Origin of the sequence: Marilutibacter penaei, from assembly GCF_014145395.1 — a bacterium.
GTDB lineage: Bacteria > Pseudomonadota > Gammaproteobacteria > Xanthomonadales > Xanthomonadaceae > Marilutibacter > Marilutibacter penaei.
The window spans coordinates 104,148-130,379 of sequence record NZ_JACHTE010000006.1 but is presented as its reverse complement, the minus strand read 5'-3'; the positions used below and the strand labels follow the sequence as shown (position 1 = coordinate 130,379).

Annotated in this window: 24 protein-coding genes; 12 read left to right on the top strand and 12 right to left on the bottom strand. The window is 67.3% G+C overall.

Annotation, left to right across the window (positions count from 1 at the left end; genetic code table 11):
- The first annotated feature begins 22 nt into the window (after window positions 1-22).
- Window positions 23-1,366: a tRNA uridine-5-carboxymethylaminomethyl(34) synthesis GTPase MnmE gene (gene mnmE, locus H4F99_RS09615; RefSeq protein ID WP_182669674.1), complete on the top strand. Its 1,344-nt coding sequence runs from the start codon at window positions 23-25 to the stop codon at window positions 1,364-1,366.
- Window positions 1,367-1,546: 180 nt separating this feature from the next.
- Window positions 1,547-2,596 carry an energy transducer TonB gene (locus tag H4F99_RS09610; protein ID WP_182669521.1) on the top strand — a complete coding sequence of 350 codons (1,050 nt, stop codon included), beginning with the start codon at window positions 1,547-1,549 and terminating at the stop codon, window positions 2,594-2,596.
- A gap of 147 nt (window positions 2,597-2,743) precedes the next feature.
- On the opposite strand, the gene H4F99_RS09605 is transcribed toward H4F99_RS09610, so the two are convergent.
- From H4F99_RS09605 to H4F99_RS09580, 6 genes are all read right to left on the bottom strand, one after another.
- Window positions 2,744-3,877: a DUF4344 domain-containing metallopeptidase gene (locus tag H4F99_RS09605; RefSeq protein ID WP_246371673.1), complete on the bottom strand. Its 1,134-nt coding sequence runs from the start codon at window positions 3,875-3,877 to the stop codon at window positions 2,744-2,746.
- A 98-nt stretch (window positions 3,878-3,975) separates the two neighbouring features.
- Window positions 3,976-5,562 carry a PepSY-associated TM helix domain-containing protein gene (locus tag H4F99_RS09600; protein ID WP_182669520.1) on the bottom strand — a complete coding sequence of 529 codons (1,587 nt, stop codon included), beginning with the start codon at window positions 5,560-5,562 and terminating at the stop codon, window positions 3,976-3,978.
- 10 nt (window positions 5,563-5,572) lie between these two features.
- Window positions 5,573-5,836 carry a hypothetical protein gene (locus tag H4F99_RS09595; protein ID WP_182669519.1) on the bottom strand — a complete coding sequence of 88 codons (264 nt, stop codon included), beginning with the start codon at window positions 5,834-5,836 and terminating at the stop codon, window positions 5,573-5,575.
- A complete protein-coding gene (locus H4F99_RS09590; protein ID WP_182669518.1) occupies window positions 5,836-6,096 on the bottom strand; it encodes a hypothetical protein in 261 nt (86 codons plus the stop codon). Before H4F99_RS09590 ends, H4F99_RS09595 begins: the two co-directional genes overlap by 1 nt.
- A complete protein-coding gene (locus tag H4F99_RS09585; protein ID WP_182669517.1) occupies window positions 6,093-8,222 on the bottom strand; it encodes a TonB-dependent siderophore receptor in 2,130 nt (709 codons plus the stop codon). The genes H4F99_RS09590 and H4F99_RS09585 overlap by 4 nt, the downstream gene beginning before the upstream one ends.
- Before the next feature lie 149 nt (window positions 8,223-8,371).
- Window positions 8,372-8,692 (bottom strand): hypothetical protein, encoded by a 321-nt coding sequence (locus H4F99_RS09580; RefSeq protein ID WP_182669516.1) that lies wholly within the window; start codon window positions 8,690-8,692, stop codon window positions 8,372-8,374.
- Window positions 8,693-8,710: 18 nt separating this feature from the next.
- Between H4F99_RS09580 and H4F99_RS09575 the strand changes: the two genes are divergently transcribed.
- The 3 genes from H4F99_RS09575 to H4F99_RS09565 all read left to right on the top strand — a co-directional run bounded on the left by H4F99_RS09575 (window position 8,711) and on the right by H4F99_RS09565 (window position 11,089).
- Window positions 8,711-9,619 carry a LysR substrate-binding domain-containing protein gene (locus H4F99_RS09575; RefSeq protein WP_182669515.1) on the top strand — a complete coding sequence of 303 codons (909 nt, stop codon included), beginning with the start codon at window positions 8,711-8,713 and terminating at the stop codon, window positions 9,617-9,619.
- A gap of 64 nt (window positions 9,620-9,683) precedes the next feature.
- Window positions 9,684-10,583: a class I SAM-dependent methyltransferase gene (locus H4F99_RS09570; RefSeq protein WP_220481111.1), complete on the top strand. Its 900-nt coding sequence runs from the start codon at window positions 9,684-9,686 to the stop codon at window positions 10,581-10,583.
- An 89-nt stretch (window positions 10,584-10,672) separates the two neighbouring features.
- Window positions 10,673-11,089, top strand: coding sequence for a pre-peptidase C-terminal domain-containing protein (locus H4F99_RS09565; protein WP_182669514.1), 417 nt, complete (start codon window positions 10,673-10,675; stop codon window positions 11,087-11,089).
- A 139-nt stretch (window positions 11,090-11,228) separates the two neighbouring features.
- On the opposite strand, the gene H4F99_RS09560 is transcribed toward H4F99_RS09565, so the two are convergent.
- A complete protein-coding gene (locus tag H4F99_RS09560) occupies window positions 11,229-11,693 on the bottom strand; it encodes a PA2169 family four-helix-bundle protein (RefSeq protein ID WP_182669513.1) in 465 nt (154 codons plus the stop codon).
- Window positions 11,694-11,939: 246 nt separating this feature from the next.
- Here H4F99_RS09560 and H4F99_RS09555 point away from each other — a divergent pair, with 246 nt between their 5' ends.
- On the top strand, window positions 11,940-12,488 hold the full coding sequence (locus H4F99_RS09555) for a pseudouridine synthase (RefSeq protein WP_182669671.1): 549 nt from the start codon (window positions 11,940-11,942) through the stop codon (window positions 12,486-12,488).
- A 143-nt stretch (window positions 12,489-12,631) separates the two neighbouring features.
- Complete coding sequence (locus H4F99_RS09550; protein ID WP_182669512.1) at window positions 12,632-13,756, top strand: hybrid sensor histidine kinase/response regulator; 1,125 nt, start codon at window positions 12,632-12,634, stop codon at window positions 13,754-13,756.
- 130 nt (window positions 13,757-13,886) lie between these two features.
- On the opposite strand, the gene H4F99_RS09545 is transcribed toward H4F99_RS09550, so the two are convergent.
- Window positions 13,887-14,282 (bottom strand): hypothetical protein, encoded by a 396-nt coding sequence (locus tag H4F99_RS09545; RefSeq protein ID WP_182669511.1) that lies wholly within the window; start codon window positions 14,280-14,282, stop codon window positions 13,887-13,889.
- Between the two features lie 121 nt (window positions 14,283-14,403).
- Here H4F99_RS09545 and H4F99_RS09540 point away from each other — a divergent pair, with 121 nt between their 5' ends.
- Window positions 14,404-15,081, top strand: coding sequence for a Fe2+-dependent dioxygenase (locus H4F99_RS09540; protein WP_182669510.1), 678 nt, complete (start codon window positions 14,404-14,406; stop codon window positions 15,079-15,081).
- Between the two features lie 13 nt (window positions 15,082-15,094).
- Here H4F99_RS09540 and H4F99_RS09535 read toward each other — a convergent pair whose 3' ends face one another.
- Window positions 15,095-16,126: a hypothetical protein gene (locus tag H4F99_RS09535; protein ID WP_182669509.1), complete on the bottom strand. Its 1,032-nt coding sequence runs from the start codon at window positions 16,124-16,126 to the stop codon at window positions 15,095-15,097.
- 21 nt (window positions 16,127-16,147) lie between these two features.
- Complete coding sequence (gene hrpB / locus H4F99_RS09530) at window positions 16,148-18,709, bottom strand: ATP-dependent helicase HrpB (protein ID WP_182669508.1); 2,562 nt, start codon at window positions 18,707-18,709, stop codon at window positions 16,148-16,150.
- 74 nt (window positions 18,710-18,783) lie between these two features.
- Here hrpB and H4F99_RS09525 point away from each other — a divergent pair, with 74 nt between their 5' ends.
- From H4F99_RS09525 to H4F99_RS09510, 4 genes are all read left to right on the top strand, one after another.
- Window positions 18,784-20,532, top strand: coding sequence for an ABC transporter transmembrane domain-containing protein (locus H4F99_RS09525; protein WP_182669507.1), 1,749 nt, complete (start codon window positions 18,784-18,786; stop codon window positions 20,530-20,532).
- A 128-nt stretch (window positions 20,533-20,660) separates the two neighbouring features.
- Window positions 20,661-20,813, top strand: a complete 153-nt coding sequence (locus H4F99_RS09520) for a hypothetical protein (RefSeq protein WP_182669506.1) — start codon at window positions 20,661-20,663, stop codon at window positions 20,811-20,813.
- 100 nt (window positions 20,814-20,913) lie between these two features.
- Window positions 20,914-23,658 carry a class III lanthionine synthetase LanKC N-terminal domain-containing protein gene (locus H4F99_RS09515; RefSeq protein ID WP_182669505.1) on the top strand — a complete coding sequence of 915 codons (2,745 nt, stop codon included), beginning with the start codon at window positions 20,914-20,916 and terminating at the stop codon, window positions 23,656-23,658.
- Between the two features lie 34 nt (window positions 23,659-23,692).
- Window positions 23,693-24,511: a TatD family hydrolase gene (locus tag H4F99_RS09510; RefSeq protein ID WP_182669504.1), complete on the top strand. Its 819-nt coding sequence runs from the start codon at window positions 23,693-23,695 to the stop codon at window positions 24,509-24,511.
- Window positions 24,512-24,526: 15 nt separating this feature from the next.
- On the opposite strand, the gene H4F99_RS09505 is transcribed toward H4F99_RS09510, so the two are convergent.
- The gene (locus H4F99_RS09505) at window positions 24,527-25,546 is read right to left on the bottom strand and encodes an OmpA family protein (RefSeq protein ID WP_182669503.1); all 1,020 of its coding nucleotides are present in this window, start codon (window positions 25,544-25,546) and stop codon (window positions 24,527-24,529) included.
- Between the two features lie 140 nt (window positions 25,547-25,686).
- On the bottom strand, window positions 25,687-26,091 hold the full coding sequence (locus H4F99_RS09500) for a hypothetical protein (RefSeq protein ID WP_182669502.1): 405 nt from the start codon (window positions 26,089-26,091) through the stop codon (window positions 25,687-25,689).
- Window positions 26,092-26,232 lie beyond the last annotated feature (141 nt).

Here is a 26,232-nt window from a genome sequence, read left to right as displayed (position 1 = left end):
GGAGGCGTGCGACCATGGGCGGATGGAGCCGGACGCACGCGACACCATCGCTGCCATCGCCACCGCCGCAGGGAGTGGCGGGGTCGGCATCGTGCGGCTCTCCGGCCCCCGGGCCCGTGCCATCGGCGAGGCCGTCTGCGCTCGCGCGCTGCGCCCGCGCCATGCGCACCATGTGCGCTTCCGCGACAGCGACGGCGGGGCACTCGACGACGGCATCGCCCTGCTGTTCCGCGCACCGGCCAGCTATACCGGCGAGGACGTCGTCGAACTGCAGGCGCACGGCAGCCCGGCCGTGCTCCATGCGCTCGTGGCCGCCTGCGTCGCGCGGGGCGCCCGACGGGCCCGGCCCGGCGAGTTCAGTGAACGCGCCTTCCTCGAGGGTCGGCTGGACCTGGCCCAGGCCGAGGCGGTCGCCGACCTCATCGCCGCGGCCGACCTGCAGGCCGCGCGCGCCGCGCGGCGCGCACTGGACGGCGTGTTCTCGCGCCGCGTCGAGGCGATCGCCGAGACGATGCTCGCCGTGCGCGTGCACGTGGAGGCCGCGATCGACTTCGCCGACGAACCGATCGACACCCTCGGCGGCGCCGCGCTCAGGACCCGGCTGGCGGCGCTCGACGAAGCGCTCGACGTGCTGCTCGTCGATGCCGAACGGGGGCGTCGCCTGCGCGACGGGTTGCACGCCGTCATCGTCGGTCCGCCGAACGCCGGCAAGAGCTCCCTGCTCAACGCACTCGCCGGCAGCGACCGGGCGATCGTCACCGATGTCGCCGGCACCACCCGCGACCTGTTGCATGAAGTCATCCGCGTCGACGGCATGGAGCTGTCACTGGTGGACACCGCCGGACTGCGCGATGGCGGCGATGCGATCGAACGCGAAGGCATGCGTCGCGCGACGGCGGAGCTGGAACGGGCCGACCTGGCGATCATCGTGCTGGATGCGCGCGATCCGGAGCACGGGCGACGGTCCGTCGACGCGGCGATCGCAACCGTGCCGCGCCGGCTGTGGCTGCACAACAAGGCGGACCTGCTGGACGCACCGCCCGCCCCGGCCGACGACACCCTGTGGCTGTCCGCCCGTACCGGCCAGGGCATCGAAGCCCTGCACCGGCGCCTGTCGGAACTGGCGGCGGACCGCGCCGGCGGCGAGGCCGGCGGGGCGTTCACCGCGCGCACGCGCCACGTGGAGGCCCTGCGCGAAGCGCGCTCAGAACTGGCCGATGCGCGCGTCCACCTGGAACACGAAGCCCTCGAACTTGCCGCCGAGGCCCTGCGCGGTGCGCACGACGCACTGGGCAGGATCACCGGACGCGTGCACGCCGACGACCTGCTGGGCCACATCTTTTCCAGCTTCTGCATCGGCAAGTAAGGCACCTCCCGCGGGGCGGTCCACATCGAAGCGGGCATGCGGTCGAAGCTGAATCGCGCTTGCGGCAGACGCGGTATCGAAACTGTGATGGATTTCACTATGCGCTTGACAAAACCCCGCGCCGGAGGCGATCTAATGCTCCTGTTCGCAGCACGCGAATTCCAGGGGAGAGTTTCACCAATGACATTCAGACCATCATCCGAACGGTCTCGGGCCGCCGTGGCCGCCCGGACCGCACTTCTGTTGGCCCTCGGGCTGGGGATCGCCGCCTGTGGCGGCCAGGACGACGCCAATACTGCGGCGGGACCCGCGGCCGAAGCACCCGCCGAAGCCGCCGCACCGGTGGCCGATGCCACGGCCGAGGCAGAAGCCGAGGCCGCCGCCACCGCCGGCAAGCTGGCCGCGATGAGCGCCGAAGAACTGCGCGAGGCCGGTCGCACCGCGTATGCGGAGAACCGCCTGTACGCCCCGGCGGGCGACAACGCGGTCGAGTACTACCTCGCCCTGCGCGAGAAGGCACCGGGCGATGCCGCGGCCTCCAGCGCCCTCACCGACCTGTTGCCGATGACGGTCATCGCGATCGAGCAGAGCGTCCAGCGCGAAGACTTCGCCGAAGCAGCGCGCCTCGCGGCGTTGCTGGAACGCGCCGACCCGCAGCATCCCGCGGTCGCGCGCCTGAAGGCCAGCATCGCCGAGCAGCAGGTGGCGATGACCCAGCGACTCGAGCAGGAGCGCGTCAGCGCCGAGGAGCAGGCCCGCCGCCAGGAAGAGCTGGAGCGCCAGCGCGTGGCCGACCAGCAGCGCCAGCAGGAGGAAGCCGCGCAGCAGCTCGCCGCCCAGCAGGAAGCCGCGCGCCAGCAGGCCGAGCGCGAGGCCGCCGAACGGGCCGCCGCGGAGCAGGCAGCCGCCCAGGCAGCGGCTGCGACGCCCGCCCCGGCCCCGGCCCAGCAGGCAGCACCCGCCCGTGCGACGGCGGCCGACCTGCGTCCGATCTCGACGCCGGCCCCGCGTTATCCGTCCGCGGCGATGCGTGCGCGGACCTCGGGTGAAGTGCAGGTCGAGTTCACCGTAGGGACGGATGGCTCGGTGACCAGCGCGCGCGTGGTGCGTTCCAATCCGGCCCGCGTGTTCGATCGCGAGGCGGTGGCCGCCGTTCGTGAATGGCGCTTCCAGCCGATCCCGAACACCGTCACCACCCGTCGCACCATCGGTTTCAACCCGGGCGGCTGATGCCGCCGCGTACCGTCACCGCCCACCGGCGGTGACGCCACCGGGCGGCGCATCACGCGTCCCGCTCCGGCTCCGCCAGGCGCCCCACCCGGGGCGCTTGGCCGTTCGGGGCCGGGATGATGCCTCCGCCGCGACGTCCGCCGCGACTCAGTTCTCGATGCCGCGCGCGGGGGCGGGCGGGACCGGGGCATCGCCGCCGGCACCGGCCTCGTCGCCCTGCGGTTTCATGTACGGCGCATCCGCATTGCGCTCGCGTTGCCGGGCGCGTTCCTCGAATACCCGCTCGGCCTGGTCCTCGCTCATCTGGAATTTCGGCGCCACGTAGGGCAGGAGCAGGCGCAGCCATGCGCGGCTGACGCGCCGCGACTCCTCCGGGCAACCCTTGGCGCGCGCCTCGGGCAGGTCGCCGCGGGTCACGATGTCGAGGTAACGCGCCGGATCGCTTCCATACAGCAGGCATTGCAGGTTGAAGTAGCGCTGCTCGCCCAGGGCGTGGTCGTCGGCATACACGTCCAGGTTGTACTGGCCGGTGCTGCGCGCCAGGAACCAGTTGGAGGCCATCCGCAGGTTCTCGGCCACGACTTCGGTCGGCTCGTTGATCCCCGCGAAGCGCAGCATCAGCGTGGTCGCGAGCTGGTCGACCGCATCCTCCTCGCGCCCGGTGATCGGGATCTCCAACATCGAGATCAGCGCATGCCCGGTCTCGTGCAGCAGGATGAAACGGACGTTCGCGTCCAGGTAGCGCTGCGCGAAGCCCGCATCGAGCTTGTTGCCCTCGGCCAGTTCGGCACCGCGCTGCTGCAGCACCTGCATGGTCTCGTAGCAGATGACCACTTCACCGCGCTCGTCCGAGTAGAACGCGCCGCTCTCGCCGCACTCCGCCGTCGTGTAGCGGATCGGCCGCGGCAGCATGAACATGCCGTCGATGGCCTGGATTTCCGGCTGCTGGTGAAGCAGGTCGGATTGCACCGCCATGTCGTAGAGCGGACGCAGGGCCTCGTCGCGCGGCTCCACGTATTCATATTCGAAATGCACGCCGCCGGGCTTGTTCTCCGACGCGGGCGCTTCTTCGATACGGAGCGGCTTGAGGGCGGCCATTTCCGCCTCGAGCTCGGATTCCGCCGCTTCGCGGCCCGCCAGCCGCCCCTCCTCGCGTGCCTCGCCGCGCGCCGCCTCGAGCGCTTCGGCATGGCGCTTCCCGATCCACAGCGAGTAGCCGAACGCGCCACTGACCAATCCGAGGGTCAGCGACAGGAGGATGATCAGGACACGTTGCGACATATGCTTCCCCAAGGCATGGGCGCGGCCCCCGAACCCCCGGGCGCCGCGCGGCTAGGGGGATCGTACCCATTCCGCCCCCGGGGCGGAACCGCGAGGCTTCAGCCCGGGCGCGCCGCCATGCCGGCCCAGACGCTGTTTGGCTCGCCGCTGCGGGCACGCCGCCCCGTCACCCGGGCCAGCCAGGCGAAGCCGGCGGCCAGGGCCAGGGCGCCCGCGTCGATCGCGAAGAGCGCGCCGTTCCCCACCGAAAGGGAGCGCCACCACCAGGCCCCCGTGGCCAGTCCGTGGGCGACCGGGACAAGCGCGGTCGCCACCGCGGCGACGCCGAGCAGCTCGATTGCCGCGCGCGCCGGCGGGCGCCATGCGGCCCACAGCAGGCACAGCGCCCAGCTGCCGAAACAGGCGACGGACACGCCGGTCGCCAGCGAGCCCGTGTAACCCAGTGCCGGCCACTGCAACAGCTGGACCGCGCAGAACGCCACCGAGATCGCCACGCAGCTGCCGATGCAGAAGCCCGCGGTCATCCGCGCCATCCACCACGGAGCGCGGTCCTGCGTGGCCTGGCGGCGCTTGCGCCTCGATTCGATCCACAGCAGGTTGCCGGAATAGAACAGGAACGCGCCGCCCAGCCCCAGCAGGAAGTACAGCCATGGCACCCACGCGTTGCCGTACTCGCCGAAATGCAGCGCGTAGGCCGCGGCGAGGGTCGCGTGGTTGGCATCGCGCGCGCCCGGCAACTGGTCGGCGATCAACACGCCGGTGGACGCATCCAGCGCGATCGAACCCAGCGGTCCGAGCGCACCCGGCGAGGCGCCGGTGACTTCGACGATCGCATGAGCATCGCCGGCGTTGGCCAGCTTCAGGTAGGCCGGCTCGAAGTCGGCAAGACCCCGTTCGCGTGCGACCTCGACCGAGCGCGCATGCCACATCGCCATCGGCCCGGTCGGCGCCGCGCGGCCCGCGGGCGCGACGATCGGTGCGGTGTCCATCGTGCCCGCCAGCGACGGCATCAGCCCGCCCCGGTAAACCAGCGCATCCAGCGCGGGCATCACCAGGAACATCAGGCACAGCAGGGCGCCGGTCACCGCGAACATCAGGTGCATCGGCAGGCCGAGCACGCCGATCACGTTGTGGGCGTCCTGCCAGAAGCGCTTGAGGTTGCGGCCCGGGCGCAACGCGAACAGGTCGGCGAGCAGCTTCGGCAGGTGGATCACGATGCCGGAGAACAGCGCGACGCCATACAGCAGGCTCACGATGCCCATCAGCCAGGTGCCGGCGACCGGGATGCCCAGGGAGTAGTGCAGGGCGTTGACGAGTTCCGAAAGCACGCCGCCAATGGGCTGCGTACTGCCTTCGAGGTCCTCGAGCGTGGCGAACTTCCAGGTGCCGTCGGCTTCCTGCCAGTAGCTGGTCGCGACCGGGTACTCATGGCCCGGGAACACCATGCCGAGGTGCACGCGCGCCGCCGGGTGGCGGGCCAGCGTCTCGTCGAGCAGGCGCTGCGCGTCGTCCAGCGTCTGCGCCTGCGCGTGCAGGCCCTGCGGTGACTCCCACAGCTGCAGGTCGTGGTGGAACACCGTGATCGCACCCGCATAGAAGGCGACGAACAGGGCGAAGCCCGCGACCAGGCCCGTCCAGGTGTGGACGGTGGTGAAGCGGCGGAGCGTGGCGGCTGGAATCTTCATCGAAGCGGTCTCACATCACCCAGCCGGCAACCTGCAGGCCCCGGAGCAGTGCCAGGCTGGCGACCGCAAGCCCGCCGAGCCACAGCCACGCGCGCAGGCCATCGCGGAAAAAGAACGCGCCGGCCGCGAGGCCCATCCACAGCGGGAAGAACACGACCAGCCCCGGCACCAGCGCCGCCGTCCACGGTCCGGGCAGCGACCAGCCGACCAGCCCGACCAGACCGGCCGCGAGGAAGAAGCCCGGCACGGCACCGGCCAGTGCACGCGCCCACATCAGCGCGTCGCCTCCGGCAGGCTGGCCGCATAGGGCACCGCGATCATCGCCAGCATCCAGCCACCGAGCATCGCGCACAGCCCGGCGCCGATGCCCAGCGCCAGGCACCACGCGACCAATGACGCGCCCGCCAGCACGAGCCCGGCCGCGCTGCCGCCGCGCTGCCAACGGCCCAGCCATGCGACGCGCGCATGGCCGGAGCCGGCATAGAGCGCCAGCGCCGACGCGATTCCCAGCAGCAGGCCGAGCAGCGGCATCACCAGCGCACGCGGGCCGTTGCGGTGACCGCGCGCGGGTAGCCGTAATAGCACCACGCGGCGCTGTTGCAGGCGCTGATGTATTCCTTGTCGGCGAGGTTGCTGGCATTGAGCTGCAGGCGCCAGTTCCCGAGGTCGTAGTGCACGGCGGCATCGACCAGCGTGTAGGACGGCGTCTCCCAGTCGTTGTAGGCGTCGCCGTAATGCTCGCCGGTGTAGCGCACGCCGGCCCCGAAGCCCAGGCCCGCGAGCACGCCGTAGGGGATGGTGTAATCCGCGCCCAGCGATGCCGCCTGCTTCGGCTGCAGCGGGATTTCCGCGCCCAGCGACAGCGGGTCGGTCGTCTCGGTCACTTCGGAGTCGACTTGGGCGTAGGCGCCGTACAGGCTGAAGCCATTGCCCGCGTTCCAGCGGCCCTCCAGCTCCACGCCGCGTACGGTGACCTCGCCCTGCTGGATCTGGAACAGCGTGTGGTTGGGGTCGACCACCAGCGTGTTCTGCTGGCGCAGGTCGTACACCGCCAGCGTGGCCAGCACGCGGCCGCTGGCCGGCTGGTACTTCAGGCCGAGCTCGACCTGCTCGCCGGTCGTCGGCACGAAGGCGTTGCCGTCGAAATCCGTGCCGACGGTCGGCTGGAACGACTGCGAGTAGCCCACGTACGGGGCCCAGCCGTTGTCGAACAGGTAGTTCACGCCGACGCGGCCGCTGGCCTTCTCGTCGCTCTGGTGCGCACTGCCGCCATTGATCAGGTCGTCGGTGTCGGTGCCGACCCAGTCCTGGCGTCCACCGAAGGTGATGCGCCAGCGGTCGACGCTGACCTGGTCCTGCACGTACAGGCCGAGCTGCGACTGCGTCTGCAGGGTGCGGCTGGTGTAGTCGGGCCGGACCACCGGCGCGCCGTAGACGGGATCGAACACGTCCAGCGTCGGTGCGTTGAAGCTGAAGGCCGACGCGTAGTCATTGCGCCCGCGCCGCCAGTCGAGGCCCACCAGCACTTCGTGGCGCACGGTGTCGCCGAACGCGAACTGCAGGTTGTTGTCGAGGCCGAGGTTGTCCGAATGCTCCTCGGTCGGGAACAGGTAGCGGAACAGCGTGCGCTGGTCACCCAGATAGCCGAACGGGCCGACGGTGGGACCGGTTTCAACGTCGGTGCTGGCGTAGCGCAGGCTCTGCTGGAAGCGCGTGCCATCGCCGAAGTCGTGGCTGAACTCGTAGCCGGCCGAGCGGCGGGTCTTGTCGTAGCCGTTGGCATCCGGTTCGCCGGTGAAGCGGTTCGGCGGGATCTTGCCGTTCGGGTTCGGCAGCAGGGTGCCCTCGGCCGGCAGGAACCCGGCGCCGGACATCGTGTCGGCCTCCTGCCAGGACGCCAGCAGGGTCAGCGAGGTCGCTGCGTCCGGTGCCCAGGTCAGGGCCGGCGCGACGTAGTAGCGGTCGTCATGGATGTAGTCGACCGGGTCGTCACTGTTGCGCGCCATCGCGGTCAGGCGGTAGCGCCAGCGGCCGTCATCGGTCAGCGGGCCACCGAAGTCGACCCCGGCCTGGAACAGGTTGAAGCTGCCGGCCTGCAGTTCGATTTCCCGCAGCGTTTCCGCGGTCGGCCGCTTGCTGACGTAGTTGACCATGCCGCCCGGCGGCATCGCGCCGTAGGACACCGATGCCGGGCCCTTCAGCACCTCGACGCGCTCCAGGCCATAAGGCTCGATGCGGGTGATGCCGGTGCCCGAACCGTCGGCCAGTGCCAGCCCGTCCTGGTAGCGCGCCGGGGTGAAGCCCCGCAACAGCATCCAGTCGCTGCGCGAATCATTGCCGTAACCGCCGCCCTGTGCGCCCGCCACGTACCACATCGCTTCCTCGACGCCGTGCACCGCGCGATCGCGCAGGTCTTCGGCCGTCACCACGGAAATGGACTGCGGGATTTCGCGGATCGGCGTATCGGTCTTGGTCGCAGTGTCCGTGCTGGGCGCGATGCCGACCACCTCGAGGCGATCGAGCGTGGTGGCATCGTCGGCGTTGCCGTCGGTGGACTGGGCCCCGACGTTGGATGCGGCCAGCAGCAGGCCGGTGGACAGGGCAATACGAAGCGCGGCCGGAAGGGCCGCGAGGGACGGGGCAGTGGTGCCGGAGGGCATGGGGAAACCTCGAGGGGGCGGGCGATGCGCCCCTCCCTGGGCTTCTACGGTCGTGCCGGCCGCGCCGGGACCTCAACCGCAATCAAGAATCATTCTGAATTTTAGTGCCCACGTCCACCCGGCTTCAATGCCCGGCCGTATGGCCGGATTCAGCTGCAGCTGGGACGGGGGTTCCGTACCGCCCCTGGCCAGCGCAACGGAGCCGCGCCCGCAGGGTGCGCGCGGGCGGCGCGTGCACGGCGGGCGTTCACGGTCGCAGCGTCCTTCCTGTCCGGACGGACGGGTACGTCGTCGAGGATGCGGGAATCCGTGACATGCCCGTGGAGGAACAGCAGATCCTTGTAGATGCTCATGGGGAACTCCAGGATGCCGGCCGCCCGGAATGGACAGCCTTGTTGGGCAGGACGCAAGATAGCCTTGGCCTGTTTCAGTAAAAAGCGACATTTACGCAAGCCAATGTTGAATTTCATTCAAGTCTTGGAGTCCCGATGTCCCGTCCTCCGCTGCATGCGCTGATGGGGTTCGTGGCGGCGGCACGCGCGGGCAACCTGACCCGCGCCGCCGAGGGCATGCATCTCACGGTCAGCGCCCTGAGCCACCAGATCCGCGGGCTTGAAGCGCGCCTGGGCAGGCAGCTGTTCGAGCGCAGCGCGCGCGGCGTCCACCTGACCGCCGAGGGGCGCCACCTGCTGGGACGGGTCGCCGCGCACATCGACGCGCTGGAAGACGCGCTGCGTCCGTACGGACCTCGCCACGACGACGTCCTGACCCTCAGCGTGACGCCCTCGATGGCCTCCGCCTGGCTGGTTCCGCGGCTGGGCGCCTTCCTCGCCGCGCAACCCCAGCTGGAACTGAACCTGCAGTCCACGGTGGCGGTGGTCGACTTCGAGCGCGATCCCGACGTGGACGCCGCCATGCGCATCGGCAACGGGCATTGGCCGGGCGTGGCAAGCGAGCACCTGTTCGACGAGTGGGCGGCGCCAATGGCGAGCCCGGCCCTGGTCGAACGGCTCGGCGGCCCGCCGGCCCTGGAACGCCTGGGGGACTGGCCGCTGATCGGCGAGCCCGACGACGGCAACGAACAGTGGCTGGCCTGGTTCGCGGAATTCGGCGGACGCCCCCCGAAGCGCTACGCCGCCAACTTCGACGACACCGAGGCCTCGCTGCGCGCGGCGGTCAGCGGCGTGGGGGTCACCCTCGGCCGCCTCACGCGTGCCCGGCTCCTGCTGGAATCCGGGCAACTCGTGCGACTGACCCGCGAGCGCATGCGCACGAACTACGCGCACTACCTGGTCTACCCGGCCCGCGCGAGCGATCACGCCGGGCTGCAGGCCTTCCGCCGCTGGCTCCAGGAGGAAGCCCGCACGTACGCGGCCCAACTCTCCGCCGACACCTGAACGGACCCGGCCCGGCTGGGGTAGGCTGGACGCCCTTCGACATCCATTCGACCGGAGCCCTGCCATGCCACGCCCCCTGACCCTGGCGATCGCCGTCGCGCTGCTGCCCGCATTGGCCGCCTGCAACGCGTCCACCGATGATGCGGCCACACCCGACGCACCGTCGGCCGCGACCCCGGCGACCGCGCCCGTCGCCGACACCCCGGCCGCAAATGCCGAGCAGGCCCTGGCCGATGCGGTCGCGGGCGAGTGGCGCACGCCCGCCAACGTCACGCGCGATACGTATCGCCACCCCGCCGCGACCCTGGCCTTCTTCGGCATCGAACCGGGCCAGACCGTCATCGAGATCACCCCCGGCGGCGGCTGGTACGCCGAGATCCTGGCGCCCTACCTGCGTGACGAGGGCCAGTACGTCGCCGCGGTATGGGACGACGCGATCGAAGGCCAGCCGGACTACCGCTACCGCCTCAACAAGGAACTGCGCGAGAAGTTCGCCGGCAACGCCGCGGCCTACGGCACGCCGGAGGTCCGCGTGTTCGACCCCAAGGCGCCCGGGTTCGGCCCTGCCGGCTCCGCCGACGCCGTGGTCACCTTCCGCAATGCCCATAACTGGGTCGCGTCGGGCGATGGCGAAGCCTACTTCAAGGCGTTCTTCGACGTGCTCAAGCCCGGCGGCGTGCTCGGCGTGGTCGACCATCGCGCGAAGCCCGGCACCGACGCGGCCACGATGGCCGACTCGGGCTACCTGACCGAGGATGTCGTCGTCGAGCTGGCGACCGGTGCCGGCTTCAGCCTGGAGGAAAAGAGCGAGGTCAACGCGAATCCGAAGGACACCGCCGACCATCCGAACGGGGTCTGGACGCTGCCGCCGAGCAACCGCCACGACGAAGCCGACGCCGGCACCTACGAGGCGATCGGCGAGAGCGACCGCATGACGCTGCGCTTCCGCAAGCCGGGCGCCTGAGGGATCGGATCCCGTCCCGCGCATAATGCATCGGCCCCGGGCAGCCGGGGCCGCTTGAGACCACCACAGGGGAAACCAAAGGAGATCGCGTGCGTTCCACTCTGAAGACCGTTCTGGCGCTTTCGGCGCTGACCATTGCCACCACCGCCCATGCCGGCGACCCCAACCTCCGGGTCGGCCAGACCCACGAGGGCCGTCTGGACAACACCTCGCGACCGAGCGACGGCGGCGGACGCAGCCAGGACTTCATGCTCGAGCTCGCCGCCGACCAGCTGGTCGCGATCAGTGCGAAGTCCGACGACTTCGACCCGGTCGTGATCCTGTTCGGGCCGGAGGGGCAGCTCGTGGGCGAAAACGACGACCGCGGCGACGACGACACCAACGCCCTGCTGGTCACCGGCACCGGGGAAGCCGGCACCTACCGTGTACGGGTGAACTCCTACGGCTCCGGGGACAGCGCGTCCGGCGCCTTCACGCTGAAGGCGACCGTGGTGGCCGACGACTGAGGCCAGCCCGCCAGCCCGCACGCGACGACGCCGGCCCCGGGGGCCGGCGTCGTTGTTTCCGCATCCACCCTCCACCCCGTGCCCCGGGGATGGACTCGGGGATGGGAGATCCTTCAAAAGGCTCCCGGTGCGAGCGGGATCAGTGCGCCTTCATCGACCACTTGCGGTCGCGCATGAGGTCATGCTGGGCCTTGACCTTCGGCAGGTAGGTGGCCACCGCGCTCTTGACCGGGGCCGGGGTGCCGTCGTCGCCGATCACGTCCTTCATGGCATCGAGCATGCGGTCCTCGGACTCCTCCAGCTCGGCTACGTAGGCATAGTCCTTGTTGCCCAGCTTGGCGCGGATATCGCCATAGAACTCATGCAGGCGGCCGCGGAACGTACCGCCGCTCGCCGGCTTGCCGCCCTCGGCGCGGACCTCGCGGGACAGCGCGCCGACCAGTCCCTGCTTGGACTCGGCCATGCCGTTGAACAACTGCCTGAGCTCCGGATTGTCGACCTTGCCGGCCGCCTCGCCGTAGAACTCGGCGCTGTCCCGGCTGACTTCGATCAGCTCGTTCAGGGTCTCGATCTTCTCGTCGCGGATGTGGCTCGTGGTATTCATGTGGAGTCTCCGTATCCTGTGGGGAAGGGCCGGCCGGCGTCGCAATGCTGCACGGCGACATGCCGTCTGGCCACGCGATGGATGATCGCGCATTGCCCATGACGGAAGCGTGTAAATCATTGTTTTTTAAATAAATTATTGCTTAACGTGGGCATCGCCGGATGGCCCGTGTCGCGGAGGACGCTGCTGCGGCACGGGTTTCACGGCCTCGCCCCCGGTTCCACGGACCCCACGCCCCGGCCCGACGTGCTCATCGCCTTCAACAAGCCCTTCAACGTGCTGTGCCAGTTCACCGACCGCAGCGATCCGCCGCGACGGACTCTGGCGGAATTCGGCTTGCCCCCCGGCGTCTACCCGGCCGGGCGGCTGGACCACGACAGCGAAGGCCTGCTGCTGCTGACCGATGACGGGCCGCTGGCGCACCGCCTCACCGACCCGCGCCACAAGCAGCCCAAGACCTATTGGGTCCAGGTGGAAGGGGAACCGGACACCGCGGCGATGGCGTCGCTGCGGTCGGGGGTCGAGCTGAAGGACGGACGCACACGCCCCGCCCGCGTCCGCGCGCTCACCCCGCCTCCCGGGCTGTGGCCGCGGGACCCGCCGGTACGGTTCCGCCGGACGGTTCCGGACGCCTGGCTGGAACTGACCATCACCGAAGGCCGCAACCGCCAGGTACGGCGCATGACCGCGGCGGTCGGCCTGCCCACCCTCCGCCTCGTGCGCGTCGGCATCGGGCCTATCGCGCTGGACGGCCTCGCACCCGGCGAACATCGGCCGGTCACCCTGTCGGAATGACCCTCCGAACGGTCGTTCCATCCGTATTGCCGGACCAAAGGCGCATCGATTTTGTCTCACAATCTGCTAACGTTGGCTTCCATTCAGGTTAAGACCGCTCCGCGCCTGGGGGGACGGACGCAAGGGCTCATGGGGCAGCACGCATGACGACTCCCGCCAGCAACCAAGGCCGCATCCTGGTCGTCGACGATCAGGCCGCCAACCTGCGCGTGGTCAGCGCCCTGCTCAGCCGGCAGGGCTACGCGGTCAGCACCGCATCCTCGGGCGGACAGGCCCTCGAGCTGTACGAGGAGGCCAGTCCGGACCTGATCCTGCTCGACGTGATGATGCCGAGCATGGACGGCTTCGAAGTGCTGGCCGCCCTGCGCGAACAGTCGCCGGAAACCCGGATCCCGGTGATCTTCGTGACCGCCGCGCACGACCGCGACCTGCTGTTGCGCGCTTTCGATGCCGGCGTGGTGGATTACGTCACCAAGCCCTTCCTGCCCGAAGAACTGATCGCGCGCGTCAACGCCCATATCGGCCTGAAACTGACCGTGGACCGGCTGGAACGCGTGGCCCGCGAGCGCGAGGAACTGGTCAACCTGGTCGCGCACGACCTGAAAAACCCCCTGACCAGCGTGATGTTCGCCAGCGAGCTGTTGCGCGAGGACCACTGCAAGCCGGAGCGGATCCCGCGCTACCTGGAGATCATCCACGAGAGCGCCTCGGATGCGCTCGGCTACATCCACCACTATCTCGAAAGCCGGCACCAGCGCGACCGCAACAATGCCGACGCCCGTGCGGGACTGTCCGATACGCTGGAGTGGCTGCACAAGCGCTACGAGATGCAGCTCGAAGCGAGCGGCATCGAAGTGGAGCTGCGCCTGCCCCTGGCGGACGCCGCGGTCGCGATCGACGAACGCGTGCTTCGCCAGGTCACCGAGAACCTCGTCACCAACGCGATCAAGTACGCACCCAACGCACCCTTGACCATGACGGCCTACGCGGCCGCGCCGGGATACTGGCAGATCGAGGTCGCGGACCGGGGGCCCGGCATTCCGGAAGCGAAGCAACGGGACCTGTTCAAGCCCTTCACTCGCCTGACCGACGAGGAAGACGACATTTCCAGCGGGTTGGGCCTGTCGCTGGCGCGGCAGATCATTGCCCAGGCGGGTGGGCAGCTGTGGTACGAGCCCCGCCGCGGCGGCGGCTCCCGGTTCATCGTGGAGTTGCCGGTGGCGCGCCGCCAGGATCGCATGCGGCTGGAAGACTCCACCGCGGCCTGACGATCCACGGCCTGTAGGGGCTGTAGGGGGCGGCGGCGCGGCCGTCGTCCGGGACGCGCCGGGCTTTCGCCCCCCGGCGCGGTGCGCCGTTCGCCGTTTTTCGCCCCGTTGCTCCGCTTACTCGACTCCGTTACTCGCCGCTGGGCGTCACCGCACGCGTGCGGCTGCGTCCGCGGCGCGCCTCCACCCGCTTGGCCCGTCCTTCCACGGGCCGTGCCGCACCCGTGCCGGCGTCGTGTTCGAGCACCGCCTGCTGGTGCTTGCGCCGCCGCGCGGCGTACCAGACCAGGCCGATGCCGGCGACGGTGGCCACGGCGACCACCGGATGGCGCCGGGCCACGCTGCCGACGGCCTTCGCGCCGGTGCGCAAGGCCCCGATCTTCAGCCCGGCTTCCAGCCATTTGGCCGCGTCGGAGCGGCGCAGGGCGTGGCCGACGTCGCTGGCCCAGGCCTGCGCGTCGTGCGCGGTATCGCTGGCGACGCGGCGTGCGTGTTCGACGTGGTCGTGGATCGACGGCTTGTTCATGGTCGGCTTCCGTAGGCGGGGGATACCGGAGTCTCGCTCAGGGCGCGTCGAACCGCCGTGAGCGGTTGCCGGCCCGCGGCTGAATGCCGATCATGGCCGCAGCCCACCGCCGAGCCCGCCGATGATCCGCATGCTGCCCAACGTCCTCACTGCCGCCGAGCTGCAGGCGGTACGCGAGCTGGTGCCGCAAGTGGGGTTCGGCGACGGCCGCGCGACCAACCCCGGCTCGCAGGTCAAGCACAACCTGCAGGCGCCCCAGGACGATCCGGCCAATGCGCGGATCGCGCAGATCGCCCGCGAGGCGCTGTTCCGCAATCCGGACCTGCGGAGCTTCGCGCAGCCACGCTCCATGGCGCGGCTGACCACCGTGCGCTACGAGCCCGGCATGGATTACGGCTGGCATGTCGACGAGGCGCTGTTCCCGTCGCAGCCGCCGATCCGCTCCGACCTCTCCTGCACGCTGTTCCTCAACGATCCCGATGAGTACGAAGGCGGCGCACTGACGATCCAGATGGGCGGCCAGGAGCTCGCGTACAAGCTCGATGCCGGCAGCGCGATCCTCTACCCCTCGACCACCATCCATCGCGTGTCACCGGTGAGCCGAGGCGTGCGCATCGCCGCGATCACCTGGCTGCACAGCTGGATCGCCGACGGCCAGCAGCGCGAGCTGATGGTGCAGATCGACGAAGCGCGCGCGCTGGTCGCCCGGGGCGCGGTCGGCCAGGAGCAGCAGATGCGGCTGCAGGTGCTGCTGGAATCGCTGCGCGCGAACCTGTTCCGGATGTGGTCCGATACCTGAGCCGGATGCGGGGCTAACCGCCCACCGTGCCGCCGAACGACGCGTCCGGATGCGCCGCCTGCCAGCGGCCCAGCCAGGCTTCCGCCTCGGCAATCGACGCAGCATGCCGCTGCAGCGACAAGGCCAGGTCGTGCGCGCGGTCGTCGCGGCCGTAGTCGTGCGCCTGCGCCTTGGCATAGCGGCCCCAGGCCGGTGAGGTGACGGCGACCGCCACGCCCTCCGCGGCCAGGCCGAGGTGATCGGCGATCGTGGCGAGCGTCGGTCCCGGCGCGTCCAGCAGCGTTTCGAAGTCGACTCGCAGCACGCGATGGCCAAGCGGTCCCGCGGCCAGCGCGTCGAAGCGCAGGCGCTCGGCCAGCCAGCCCATCGCGCACTGCTCGGGCAGCGACATCGCATGCAGTGCCAGCCCGTCCGCGAGTCCGCGCGACTGCAGGTAGCGCAGGCGCGACGGCGCCGCCGATGCGGCATCGGACATCGAATCCGGCGACTTGAACAGCGTCGCCAGCCACGGCCGCAGCGGCATGTCGAGCAGCACCGCGCGCAGCGTCGGCTGGCGTTGCAACAAGGGCTCGACCAGACCGTTGCAGCCGCTGGTGGCCTTGACCAGCGAGCGCGAGCGCGGCGGCAAGGGACGCGACCACGCCGCCCACGCGGCATCGAGCAGCGCTTCCGCATCGTCCGCGGATACACGCGACAGCGCGTCGCCGCGGCTGTCCCAGACTTCCGCAAGGCTGCGCAGGGGCAGGGGCTCGCGCAGCGCTTCGACCTCGGGCCAGCTCTCGAGCAGGCGCGAGAGCAGGGTCGAGCCGCAATGGCCGATGTGGAAAATCGCGTCGGCCGCCGGGGCGCTCGCCGCCGGCGCGGCCTGTCGCCAGGCCTCGAGCGACAGCCAGCCGCCTTCCGGCGACGGCGGCAGCGCACGTTCGTCGAGGAAGGCCGCATCGCGACGCTGCGTGGCGTCCAGCCGCACCCAGAGCGCGCGCTGCCCGACCAGGTCGAGCTTGAAGGGCAGGAAGCGTGGATCGCGCAGCGGTTCGGGGGTCATCGGGGCAGTGTAGCGGTCGCCTCAGCGCGGGCGCGGCTTGGCGCGGTGCGTGGCCTGGGCCGTCCAGGGGTCGTCGGGCCACGGATGCTTCGGATACCGCCCTTTCATTTCCTTCTTCACTTCGGGATAGGTGCGGTCCCAGAACCCGCGCAGGTCGCGGGTGATCTGCAGCGGCTTGCCGCCCGGCGACAGCAGGTGCAGCGTCAGCACGTGTCGCCCGTCGGCGATGCGCGGGCTGTCGGCCAGGCCGAACAGCTCCTGCAGCTTCACCGCCAGCACCGGTTCCAGCGGCGCGTCGGCAGCCTCGTCCCAGCCGTAGGTGATCGCGCGCTCCAGCCCCGACGGCACCGCGATGCGCGTAGGCGCCAGCGTGTCGATGCGTTGCCGCGTGGCCCAGTCGACGCCGGACTTCAGCGCCTCCGCCAGCGCGGCTTCGTCGAGCGCATCGAGCCGCGTCTTGCCGCTCAGTGCCGGGCGCAGCCAGGTGTCGAGCGTGTCGAGCAGCTGCGCGTCGGACAGGTCGGGCAGGGCAACGGCCAACTCCGGCATCCAGCGTCGCAGGCTGCGCACGCGCGCGCGCCATTGGCGCAGGCCTTCGGTCCACGGCAGTGCATCCAGGCCGAGCTGGCGCACCGCATCGACCAGCGCGTCGGCGTAGCGGGCCGGGTCGGGGCGGGCCAGCGGGCGGCTGTCGAGCACGATGCGGTCGAAGCGCGATTCGCGCACGGCGGCGATGCCGCGCTTCTCCGCATCCCACAGCACGCGGTCGTCCTGCACGAAGCGGCGCGGGAACTCGCGTCGCAGGCGCGCCTCGTCCAGTGGCGCCGCGCGCAGGATGCGCGCCTCGCGCACGTCGTCGCGCAGTTCGGAAACCACCAGCCACGGTTCGCCGTACAGCGCGCTGTCGTCGAACAGCCGCGCGATGCGGCCATTGGCCAGCGCATAGCGCAGCGGCTCGGTCGGGTGCTGGCGGGCGATGCGGTCCGGATAGGCGTGCAACAGCAGGTCGCCGAGTGCATGCGCGGGTGCCGACGCCGGCGGCAGGGTGTCGACACGCAGGCGCCGCCGCCACTGCTTCGCGGCCTGGTCGATCGCGGCCAGCGCCGGGCGCGAGGCATCCGGGCCAACCCGACCCAGCCGGAATGCCGCCAGGGCCTGCCAGCGCTCGGCCAGCGCGTCGCTGCGGCTGCGCAGCGGGTCGCGGGCTTCGACCAGGGCGGCGAGGTCGCAGGCCAGGGCGGCCTCGGCCGCATCGTCGGGCGCAAGCAGCATCGCCGCCAGACGTGGATGGGTGCCGAGCGACAGCATGCGCCGACCCAGCGGGGTGATCGCGCCGCCGTCCAGTGCGCCTAGCCGTTCCAGCAGGTCGCGCGCCGCGGCGAGTGCGCCCGGGGGCGGAGCATCGACGAAGCGCAGTTCGGCATCGCCCCAGGCGGCCAGTTCCAGCGCCAGGCTGGCCAGCTCCACCTGGGCGATCTCCGGGCGGCGCTGCGGCTCAAGCCGCTGCGACTGCGGCCACAGGCGGTAGGCCCAGCCTTCGGCGACGCGGCCGGCACGGCCCGCGCGCTGGTCGGCGGAGGCCTGCGCGATCGCCACCACGTCGAGACGGGCGAAGCCGCTGTTGGGGTCGTAGCGCGGTTCGCGCGCCAGGCCGGCATCGACCACGACGCGCACGCCGGGCAGGGTCACGCTGGACTCGGCCACGTTGGTTGCCAGCACAACGCGGCGCTGGCCATCGGCCGCCGGCTGCAGCACGCGCGACTGCTGCTCCACCGGCAGGTCGCCGTGCAGCTCCAGCACCTCGGCGCTGCAGTCGCCCAGCGCGGACGCGGTACGGGCGATCTCGCGGCGGCCGGGCAGGAACACCAGCACGTCGCCGGGGTGCGTGGCCAGCGCCTGGGTCACGGCGCGCCGCGCCTGGTGTTCCAGCGCCTCGTCGCGGCGGCCGGGGAAATGTTCGATGGCGACCGGAAAGGCGCGCCCTTCGCTGGACAGCCGCGGCGCGTCGAGAAAGCCCGCCAGCCGTTCGCCGTCCAGGGTGGCCGACATCACGACGATGCGCAGGTCATCGCGCACTTGGGCCTGCACGTCGAGGGCGAGGGCGAGGCCGAGGTCGGCGGCCAGGTGGCGCTCGTGGAATTCGTCGAACAGCAGTGCGCCGACGCCGTCCAGCATCGGGTCGTCCTGGATCATCCGGGTCAGGATGCCTTCGGTGACGACTTCGATCCGGGTGCGCGCGGAGACCTTGTTCTCGAAGCGGATGCGGTAGCCGGCGGTCTCACCCACCGGCTCGCCGCGCTCGCGTGCCATGAACATCGCGGCGGCGCGTGCGGCGACGCGGCGCGGTTCGAGCATGACGATGCGCTGGCCCCGCAGCCAGGGGGCGTCAAGCAGGGCGGGCGGGACGCGGGTGGTCTTGCCGGCGCCGGGCGGGGCTTCGAGCACGAGCCGGGGATGGGCGGCCAGACTGTCGCGGATCTGCGGCAGCAGGGGATCGATGGGGAAGGCTATAGCAGCGCTCCATAAGCAATCATTTCTAGTGCACCCGAGTTTGAAATAGCAAGAACGGGCTATGATGCCCATGCCCCCATCCATTACCAAATCGGCGATGCGGAAAGCCGTGAGCGGGCACCTCAACTCAAGGAAGGAGAAGATCTGTGAGGCCCTCGGAGCGTTCCACGTGGCTGGGAATCAGCCAGTATCTTGCGGCCATTGTTGCGCCTAGCCGATCACTATTTGCCGCCTCCCTTGTATTGGTGCTTTGCTCGGCGCTACTGACGCTAAGTGTCCCTCCTACCATCAGATCGATAATCGATGGCCACCTGAGCAACGGTACAGGGAACTTGATGTGGGGATTGACCACCGCACTCGTCCTGGCCGTGGCGATGGTCCTATGCATGTGCGCACGCAATTATTCATTAACGATGCTCGGGACACGGGTGTCCTGCAGGACCCGGGAACTGCTTTACTCAAGGTTTCTTGAGCAGGACATAGCATTTCACGACGAAAATCACTCCGGAACACTCGCATCTAGACTCTTTGCCGATTCGCTCCTGGCGCGCGACCTTGTAGCGTCCACCAGCATCAACTGCTTGCGGTCGGGTGTCGTGTTGATCGGCACCGCTGGCGTATTGTTCGTGACAAACCCCGGGATGACCGTAGTGGCCATGATAGGCGTCGGTGTCGTCTTCCTTCCACTTACACTGGCGAAGACCGCCCTGATCTCCACCTCAGCGCGCTGCCAGGGCGCTCAGGCGCGACTCAGTGAACGCGCCGTCGATACTTTCAAGGGAATCAGAGTGGTAAGGGCGTTCCGGAACGAACAGGGCGAGAAACAGAAGTTCGAATCGCTTCAGCGTTCATTTGTCGAGGCAGAGAGGAAAAAGGCAGGTCTTAGAGCCAGCGTCGCAGGAAGCTCATTGACCTTGATGGCATGCCTCATCGCTTTCGTGACGTTCAAGGGTCTTGAGCAGGTTGCAGAAGGCACTCAAAGCAGTGGCGACCTTGTTCAGTTCCTTGCGTACCTGATTCTCGCTGGCATGTCCGCAGGCACGCTCGTAGAAGCATGGTCAGAGATACAGGAGGCTCGGGGAGGACTGGCTGAGGTGGTTAAACACCTGCAGTCGGAGCCGACGTTGGTACAAGGCTCCAGCTCCACGCCCGTGCCTGGAAATCTGCGACCAATCATCTTCGACAATGTGGACTTCAGCTACCACGTCGGCGGGCCCCGGGCCCTTTCAGGTATAAGCTTCGAAGTTGCGGAAGGGGAGCAGGTGGCAATTGTCGGTCATTCCGGCTCCGGCAAAAGCACGCTGTTATCCCTCATCCTGCGTCACTACGATGTTGATAGCGGCCACATCCTGGTCGGAGGCATCGACGTTCGGGACTGGTCGCGCAAGGGCCTTTCACGCGTTCTGTCCTATGTGCCGCAGGACGTGCAAATCTTCAAAGGTTCCATCCGCGACAACGTCATGTATGGCCCAGAAGCGAGTCCGGAGAGCGAGATCTGGAGTGCGCTCGAAGGCTCCTATGCCGCGGGCTTTGTACGCGCGCTACCCGAAGGCCTTGAAACACCCCTTGGAGAGAGCGGAACGCGGCTTTCAGGTGGCCAGCGGCAACGAATCGCCCTCGCAAGAGCACTTCGTCAAGCGAGGCCTATTCTTTTGCTGGATGAAGCTACAAGTGCTTTGGATACGAACAGCGAAGAGGCCGTCAAGAAAACTTTGCAGGACCTGAAGCGGAGCGCCACTGTAATCGTGGTTGCGCACAGGCTATCGACTGTCGTCAGCGCTGACCGCATCGTCGTCATGGATCAGGGGAGGCTACAAGCAGTCGGAACGCATGACCAGCTACTCCGGGATTCCAGCGCCTATCGCAAGTTGGTCGAACTTCAGCTGGTCGCCTGAGCCTTCAGATGAGTAGACACGATCGTTGTTATTGGAGTAGCGTCTCTGTGGGCCCGTCGGCCCACCTCAGAGCACGCCCCTTATAGGGTCGAGCTTCGATGAAACTAACTTTATGAAAGGATGCAAACATGGATAGCAATTATTCTGTCGGGTTAACAGAGATGGAAAGCGTCATGAACCTTCAGAAAATGGCTGTTGAGACCGAGGAGCTTTCGCTGTGTCTTTCCATGCATAGCACTACAAGCACCACCAACAGCTGGCCGACGCTGAAAACCAAGTAGGAAGACCGGATGGGCGGCAATGCCGCCCATCTTTCGACTGAGCAGAAGGCCATGGGCGCGGCTCCATGTGACTTCAAGGACGATCTTGCATGGAAGAGATATGAACTCCGTTCCTTACCTTATTTATTCGTTTCTTGACCCCGAATTCTACGAGAACATCGATCAGTATGATGCTGGAGATGAGTATGAAAGAATTGTACGGTCACTTAAGACGGACACGTGGTCAGTTACACGACGAGGCTTCTGGACCAACTGTTTCCCCGACGACTGGAATGGAGCGAGTCATGGATGGAAGATCCATGTGTCGTCCACGTCCGAGAATGCAGAACAGACGTTAAGGCTCGCATGTAAAGTGCTGGTCGAAGCCGGGGTGGGCTTCAAGTTCTGTGCCGACCAGGCCATGCTGGGCATGTCACTAAGCAAGTCATGGTCGCGGTTCCAATCCGGGAAGTTCATTGCCGCCTATCCTCGTGACGAGGTGGAGTTCAAATATCTCGCACAGAAGCTCGCGGAAGCGACGGCCCATCTGAACGGACCACATGTCCTTACTGACCGAGCCGTTCCCGGCAGCAACGTTGTCTACTATCGCTATGGCGCGTTTACAGATGTCAGTCGAGTAGACTGTTATGGCGTTCATACGTCTGGCTTTCGGCGCGATGACGGCGAGTGGCAGGAAGACATCAGGGATGCAAGGTTTCGTTTGCCTCCAGGCATCATTGATCCCTTCTCCGTATCGGCCGAACCTTCGAGATCGAACTCCGGCAATCCAGATGATCAGGCTCCGGTCGTGCTGGTTGGGCGTTACAAGGTAGAAGGCGCCCTAAAATTCAACGCAAGCGGCGGCATCTATGCCGGCAGGGACCTCGTTACGGGTCAAGAGATAGTGCTACGTGAGGTCCGCGAAACGCTGGGGCACCTTGAGAATGAGAACCCCGAGGATCCTGCCCACGTCCTCAAACGAGAAGCTCGAATTATCCAGAAGCTCTCCAGCACCGGCTACGTACCAGAGTATGTCGATATATTCAAATGCTGGAAAAGCTGGTTCCTCGTGGTAGAGCGAATCGACGCGATATCGCTCTGGGGGCACTCAATGGAGTTCTTTTATTCGGAAGAGTTCCAAAGTTCGGCGCTTTCAACGGATAAAATCGTCGAGACAGCGATTGACATTGGTCGCGGGCTCCAAGAGGTGCATACGCGCAATGTCGTGTTGCGAGATCTCACACGGAACAATGTCATGTTCGCGAAGGACAAGGATCGCGTAAAATTTATCGACCTTGAGTTTGCGTACGATCTGGATTCCGACGATCAATGGATAAATGGCTGGACACCTGGCTACGGATCCTCTGACCAGACTGCGTCGCAGCGTCCCGCCAAGACTGACGACTATTACGCATTCGGAGTTCTCATCCTTGACATGCTCACGTTCTGCGCTGCGGGACTGGAGCTGAACAGGCTCGCGATATTCGCCAAGCTCAGACTCGTTCTCGAGGACATGGGGCTGCCAGCTGGACTCTACGACATCGTCACCGGTTTGATGGACGAAGATCGGGCTACCCGCTGGAACATAGAAAAAGCCATGGCAGAACTGCAGTTACTCGCTGTGCCCCGGGCGGAGCAGCATGTCCTCCCCAGTAGATCCCGTTTGCTAGCGATTGAGCACCCCAGTGAATCCCTGCTTGCATCGGTAACGTCAGCAGAACGGGGAGTTGCACGGTACTTGGAGGCAAAGGTCTGCTTCGCTCGCAGCGATCGATTGTGGCCGGTTTCGCCTGAAGGATTCTCTACCAATCCCATCTCTATCCAATATGGCGCGAGCGGCATAGCATGGTACTTGTTGCGTCGATCAGGGACGTTGGATACCCGAATCATTGATTGGATCGAAGCCAGGCTTGGTGAGCACGATTGTCCGCCGGGACTCTACTCCGGTCTATCTGGTGTTTCGTTGCTACTTCTCTACTCGGGTCGTGAACAAACAGCCCGCAAGATCCTGGCGGTAGCGGAGGAAAGCCCCCTGCTGTCGACAAACTCAAGTCTTTACTTTGGTGCGGCCGGCATGGGTATGGCGTACCTGCACTTCTGGAAGACAACTGGGGATAGTAAGTTCCTGCATCTGGCTGAAAATGTAGGCTCCCGACTCCTCGCGTCTGCTGCAAGCAATGACAGAGGACTTTCATGGCCAACGGCCAAGGCGACTTACCTGGGCCTCGGTGACGGTCAATGTGGCATTGCCATCTTTCTACTTTCCTTATTTAAGGCAACGGGCCAAGAAGTATTTCTCGCTACAGCAAAAAAGGCGATTGAGTTTGACTGTTCTTACGGAGTTCTGGTGGCTGGAAGGACTGTCTGGAAGACTCATACAGAAGCCCGCGAAGGCTCCCCCAACCTCCCTCATATGCGATTCGGATCAGCCGGCGTTGGATCCGCGTGCATAAGGTACTTCGCTGAGACGGGTGACAGGCGCTTTCTAGACCACGCCGAGGAGTGCGCCCATGCCATAAGGCCGAGGATTTCTAACAAAATCTGGCAGGATGAAGGCTCTTCAGGCTACGGCGAATTCTTGCTGGACATGCACCACTTCACGGGCGACTCCCGCTATCGGGATTTGGCGTTTCATCATGCCGAAGCTATCCTGGTTCATGGTCTAACGCGCCCGGAAGGCATGGCCTTCGGCGGTGTCGATCATTACAAGATATGCAGCGACTACGCGAGCGGCAGCGCCGGTATTGGTATGTTTTTGCATCGCCTTGTTAAGGGAGGCAACCGCTTCCTTTTGCTTGATGACGAGCTACTTGCAACACCTGCGGTCGCTCAACCACTCGATGCAGACATAAGGGCATTGGCTTAGCATACGGTCCTCCCTTTATCCGCAACAATCCGCCATGACGTGTCGGACCCATGCGACGTGCGATCTGATCGACATCGGCGCCAACCTCACCCACGACAGCTTCGACCACGACCGCGATGCCGTCATGCAGCGCGCACGCGAGGCCGGTGTCGTGCAGATGGTCATCACCGGGGCCAGCCGCGAGCACTCGCCGAAGGCCCTCGCGCTCGCGCAGGCGCATCCCGGTGAACTGTTCGCCACCGCCGGCGTGCACCCGCACCATGCCGTCGAGTACACCGCCGAGTGCGATGCCGAGATGCGCGCGCTGCTGGCCCATGACGAGATCGTGGCGGTGGGCGAGTGCGGGCTCGACTACTTCCGCGACTTCTCGCCGCGTCCGGCGCAGCGACGGGCGTTCGAGATGCAGCTGCAGACCGCCGTCGACACCGGCAAGCCGCTGTTCCTGCACCAGCGTGACGCGCATGCCGATTTCATGGCGATCATGAAGCAATTCGACGGCCAGCTCGGCCCCGCCGTGGTGCACTGCTTCACCGGCACCCGCGAGGAACTGTTCGACTACCTGGACCAGGACTGGCACGTCGGCATCACCGGCTGGCTGTGCGACGAGCGCCGCGGCCAGCACCTGCGCGAGCTGGTGCCGTCGATCCCCGCTCACCGCCTGATGATCGAGACCGACGCCCCCTACCTGCTGCCGCGCACCGTCAAACCCGCGCCCTCACACCGCCGCAACGAGCCGATGTACCTGGCGCACATCGTCGAGGAACTGGCCCGTGACCGCGGCGAGGACGTCGCGGTCACAGCGGCGAACGCGACGGCGACGACGCGCGCGTTCTTCGGGTTGCCGGGGGGCTGAGGACTGGCGGACAGATCAGGGAAGCGAGGCTGGAGCGCTGGCACCGGACTCGGCAGGTAGCAGCGTCAATTCAATGTTCCGTCCGCTCTCCCGGGATGGCTCCGTATCGGCACTCGGTACCACGGACAGTCGGTCCGGATCGATGCCCGCGGCAACGAGGGCGGACACCACCGCCTGTGCACGGGCGTCAGCGAGCTGGGCCGCTTGCGCGGGACCGACGCCCGCACCCGCGTACCCGCTGACGGCGAACCGCCAATCAGCCTCCTGATCAAGTACTTCGGCAATAGCGTCGATCCGCGGAGCCTCGTTCTCCAGGATATCGGCGGCCGCGCTTTGAAAGGCAAACGGGACGGTGGCGAGGCCGTCGGTACGCAGACGGGAGGCCAACCCGCCCGCATCGAGCGGTTCCGGATCAGGCAGCGAGTTCTCAGCCTCGACGATCACCCAAGCGGCGCCGATGCCTCCGTAGGTACAGGCGTGGATCCAGATGTCCTTGTCGCTCCGGCGGACGACGTACGTCTGCACCGGCTCGCTTGGCCAACACAGTCCGTTCCTGAACTCCTGGGTGAATGAACGCGTCAGTACCTCTTCGCTCCTGGAGCGGGGGATCTCCATGTTTGCGACCTCGACACCGCCAACTCCCAGGATGGTGTCGCGAACCGCTTGCTCCACTTCGCTCGTGGAGAACGTCTTGCCTTCGTTTACACGGATGTTGGCCTGATGGATGCGACCTTCCACCCCAATGAACAGTTCGCCGACCCAGAACGGGAACCGGCCTGCCTCGATGGTCGACGAGAATTGTTCGCTCGTGTGATAGCCATCTGGAAGCGGAAAATAGGGATAGCTGCCCAACGGTGCGTCGGACACCGGAATGCCGCTGACGTCGAACCCCTTGGGCTTCTCGGGCTCGGGCTCGATGGGGGTTTGAGTGGCCGGGTCGGTTTCGGGGGGCGTCACCGGCGCCGGGACTTCGCCGCAGGCTGCCAGTACAAGGCACGCGGCAAAGCAAGCTATAGGAAAGGAACGCGGAATCATCGTTACATCCTAGGGGAGTTTGGATTGACAGCGCGGCCATGCAGTGGCGCCGACATATCGGCGCCGGCAGCGGCGAACAGCAGCAGACAGGCAGTGACCCCTACAAAGGGTTCCCGCACCACGATGATAACGGGAGCGCGTCAACGCCCGGCGTCACCCTCCGGAATCGAGACGCTTTCGGGTAGCGTGAAAAGCGCGTCGGGCAGCGCACCATAGGTGATGGTCGAAGCCTCCATACCGTACGTCCTGTCCCAGCCGCGCCTCCTGCCGCTGTAGGCCAGGACCGCCCCCTGCTCCGGATCCACCCACACCTCGCCGTCGCTGGTGCCGGCAGGGCCCCGGCCATGGGCATCGCGATATCGCCAGCCCTCGACGATTCTCCCGGCCAGGTAACGCCGTCCCGAGGGCCGACACTGTACACGCATGTGCTGGCAGGGCTGCCCCGGATCGACAACCAGTTGGCCCAGCACGGGAGCCTGAAGTGGCACGGCGATGTTCTCGCCCAGGCTGATGAGCCAGCCAGAACCGGTTTCCGCGTCTTGCATGACGAGGCCATGCTCGCCAGCGGGCCCGGTGAAGTCGATCCGAGTGCTTGGCCCTTGCGCGTGTATGGTGACCGGATACGGCTCTGGATCGTAGCCCCCTCGGTAGGGGCTGTCCCCGGTCAACGTCGCCCGCATCACGAA

What these genes read in the sequence shown, in the direction of transcription:
- mnmE (WP_182669674.1), top strand. Translation starts at nt 23, where the DNA reads ATGGAGCCGGACGCACGCGACACCATCGCTGCCATCGCCACCGCCGCA.
- H4F99_RS09610 (WP_182669521.1), top strand. Translation starts at nt 1,547, where the DNA reads ATGACATTCAGACCATCATCCGAACGGTCTCGGGCCGCCGTGGCCGCC.
- H4F99_RS09605 (WP_246371673.1), bottom strand. Translation starts at nt 3,877, where the DNA reads ATGTCGCAACGTGTCCTGATCATCCTCCTGTCGCTGACCCTCGGATTG.
- H4F99_RS09600 (WP_182669520.1), bottom strand. Translation starts at nt 5,562, where the DNA reads ATGAAGATTCCAGCCGCCACGCTCCGCCGCTTCACCACCGTCCACACC.
- H4F99_RS09595 (WP_182669519.1), bottom strand. Translation starts at nt 5,836, where the DNA reads ATGTGGGCGCGTGCACTGGCCGGTGCCGTGCCGGGCTTCTTCCTCGCG.
- H4F99_RS09585 (WP_182669517.1), bottom strand. Translation starts at nt 8,222, where the DNA reads ATGCCCTCCGGCACCACTGCCCCGTCCCTCGCGGCCCTTCCGGCCGCG.
- H4F99_RS09580 (WP_182669516.1), bottom strand. Translation starts at nt 8,692, where the DNA reads ATGAAATTCAACATTGGCTTGCGTAAATGTCGCTTTTTACTGAAACAG.
- H4F99_RS09575 (WP_182669515.1), top strand. Translation starts at nt 8,711, where the DNA reads ATGTCCCGTCCTCCGCTGCATGCGCTGATGGGGTTCGTGGCGGCGGCA.
- H4F99_RS09570 (WP_220481111.1), top strand. Translation starts at nt 9,684, where the DNA reads ATGCCACGCCCCCTGACCCTGGCGATCGCCGTCGCGCTGCTGCCCGCA.
- H4F99_RS09560 (WP_182669513.1), bottom strand. Translation starts at nt 11,693, where the DNA reads ATGAATACCACGAGCCACATCCGCGACGAGAAGATCGAGACCCTGAAC.
- H4F99_RS09550 (WP_182669512.1), top strand. Translation starts at nt 12,632, where the DNA reads ATGACGACTCCCGCCAGCAACCAAGGCCGCATCCTGGTCGTCGACGAT.
- H4F99_RS09545 (WP_182669511.1), bottom strand. Translation starts at nt 14,282, where the DNA reads ATGAACAAGCCGTCGATCCACGACCACGTCGAACACGCACGCCGCGTC.
- H4F99_RS09540 (WP_182669510.1), top strand. Translation starts at nt 14,404, where the DNA reads ATGATCCGCATGCTGCCCAACGTCCTCACTGCCGCCGAGCTGCAGGCG.
- H4F99_RS09535 (WP_182669509.1), bottom strand. Translation starts at nt 16,126, where the DNA reads ATGACCCCCGAACCGCTGCGCGATCCACGCTTCCTGCCCTTCAAGCTC.
- hrpB (WP_182669508.1), bottom strand. Translation starts at nt 18,709, where the DNA reads ATGGGCATCATAGCCCGTTCTTGCTATTTCAAACTCGGGTGCACTAGA.
- H4F99_RS09520 (WP_182669506.1), top strand. Translation starts at nt 20,661, where the DNA reads ATGGATAGCAATTATTCTGTCGGGTTAACAGAGATGGAAAGCGTCATG.
- H4F99_RS09515 (WP_182669505.1), top strand. Translation starts at nt 20,914, where the DNA reads ATGAACTCCGTTCCTTACCTTATTTATTCGTTTCTTGACCCCGAATTC.
- H4F99_RS09510 (WP_182669504.1), top strand. Translation starts at nt 23,693, where the DNA reads ATGACGTGTCGGACCCATGCGACGTGCGATCTGATCGACATCGGCGCC.
- H4F99_RS09505 (WP_182669503.1), bottom strand. Translation starts at nt 25,546, where the DNA reads ATGATTCCGCGTTCCTTTCCTATAGCTTGCTTTGCCGCGTGCCTTGTA.
- H4F99_RS09500 (WP_182669502.1), bottom strand. Translation starts at nt 26,091, where the DNA reads ATGCAAGACGCGGAAACCGGTTCTGGCTGGCTCATCAGCCTGGGCGAG.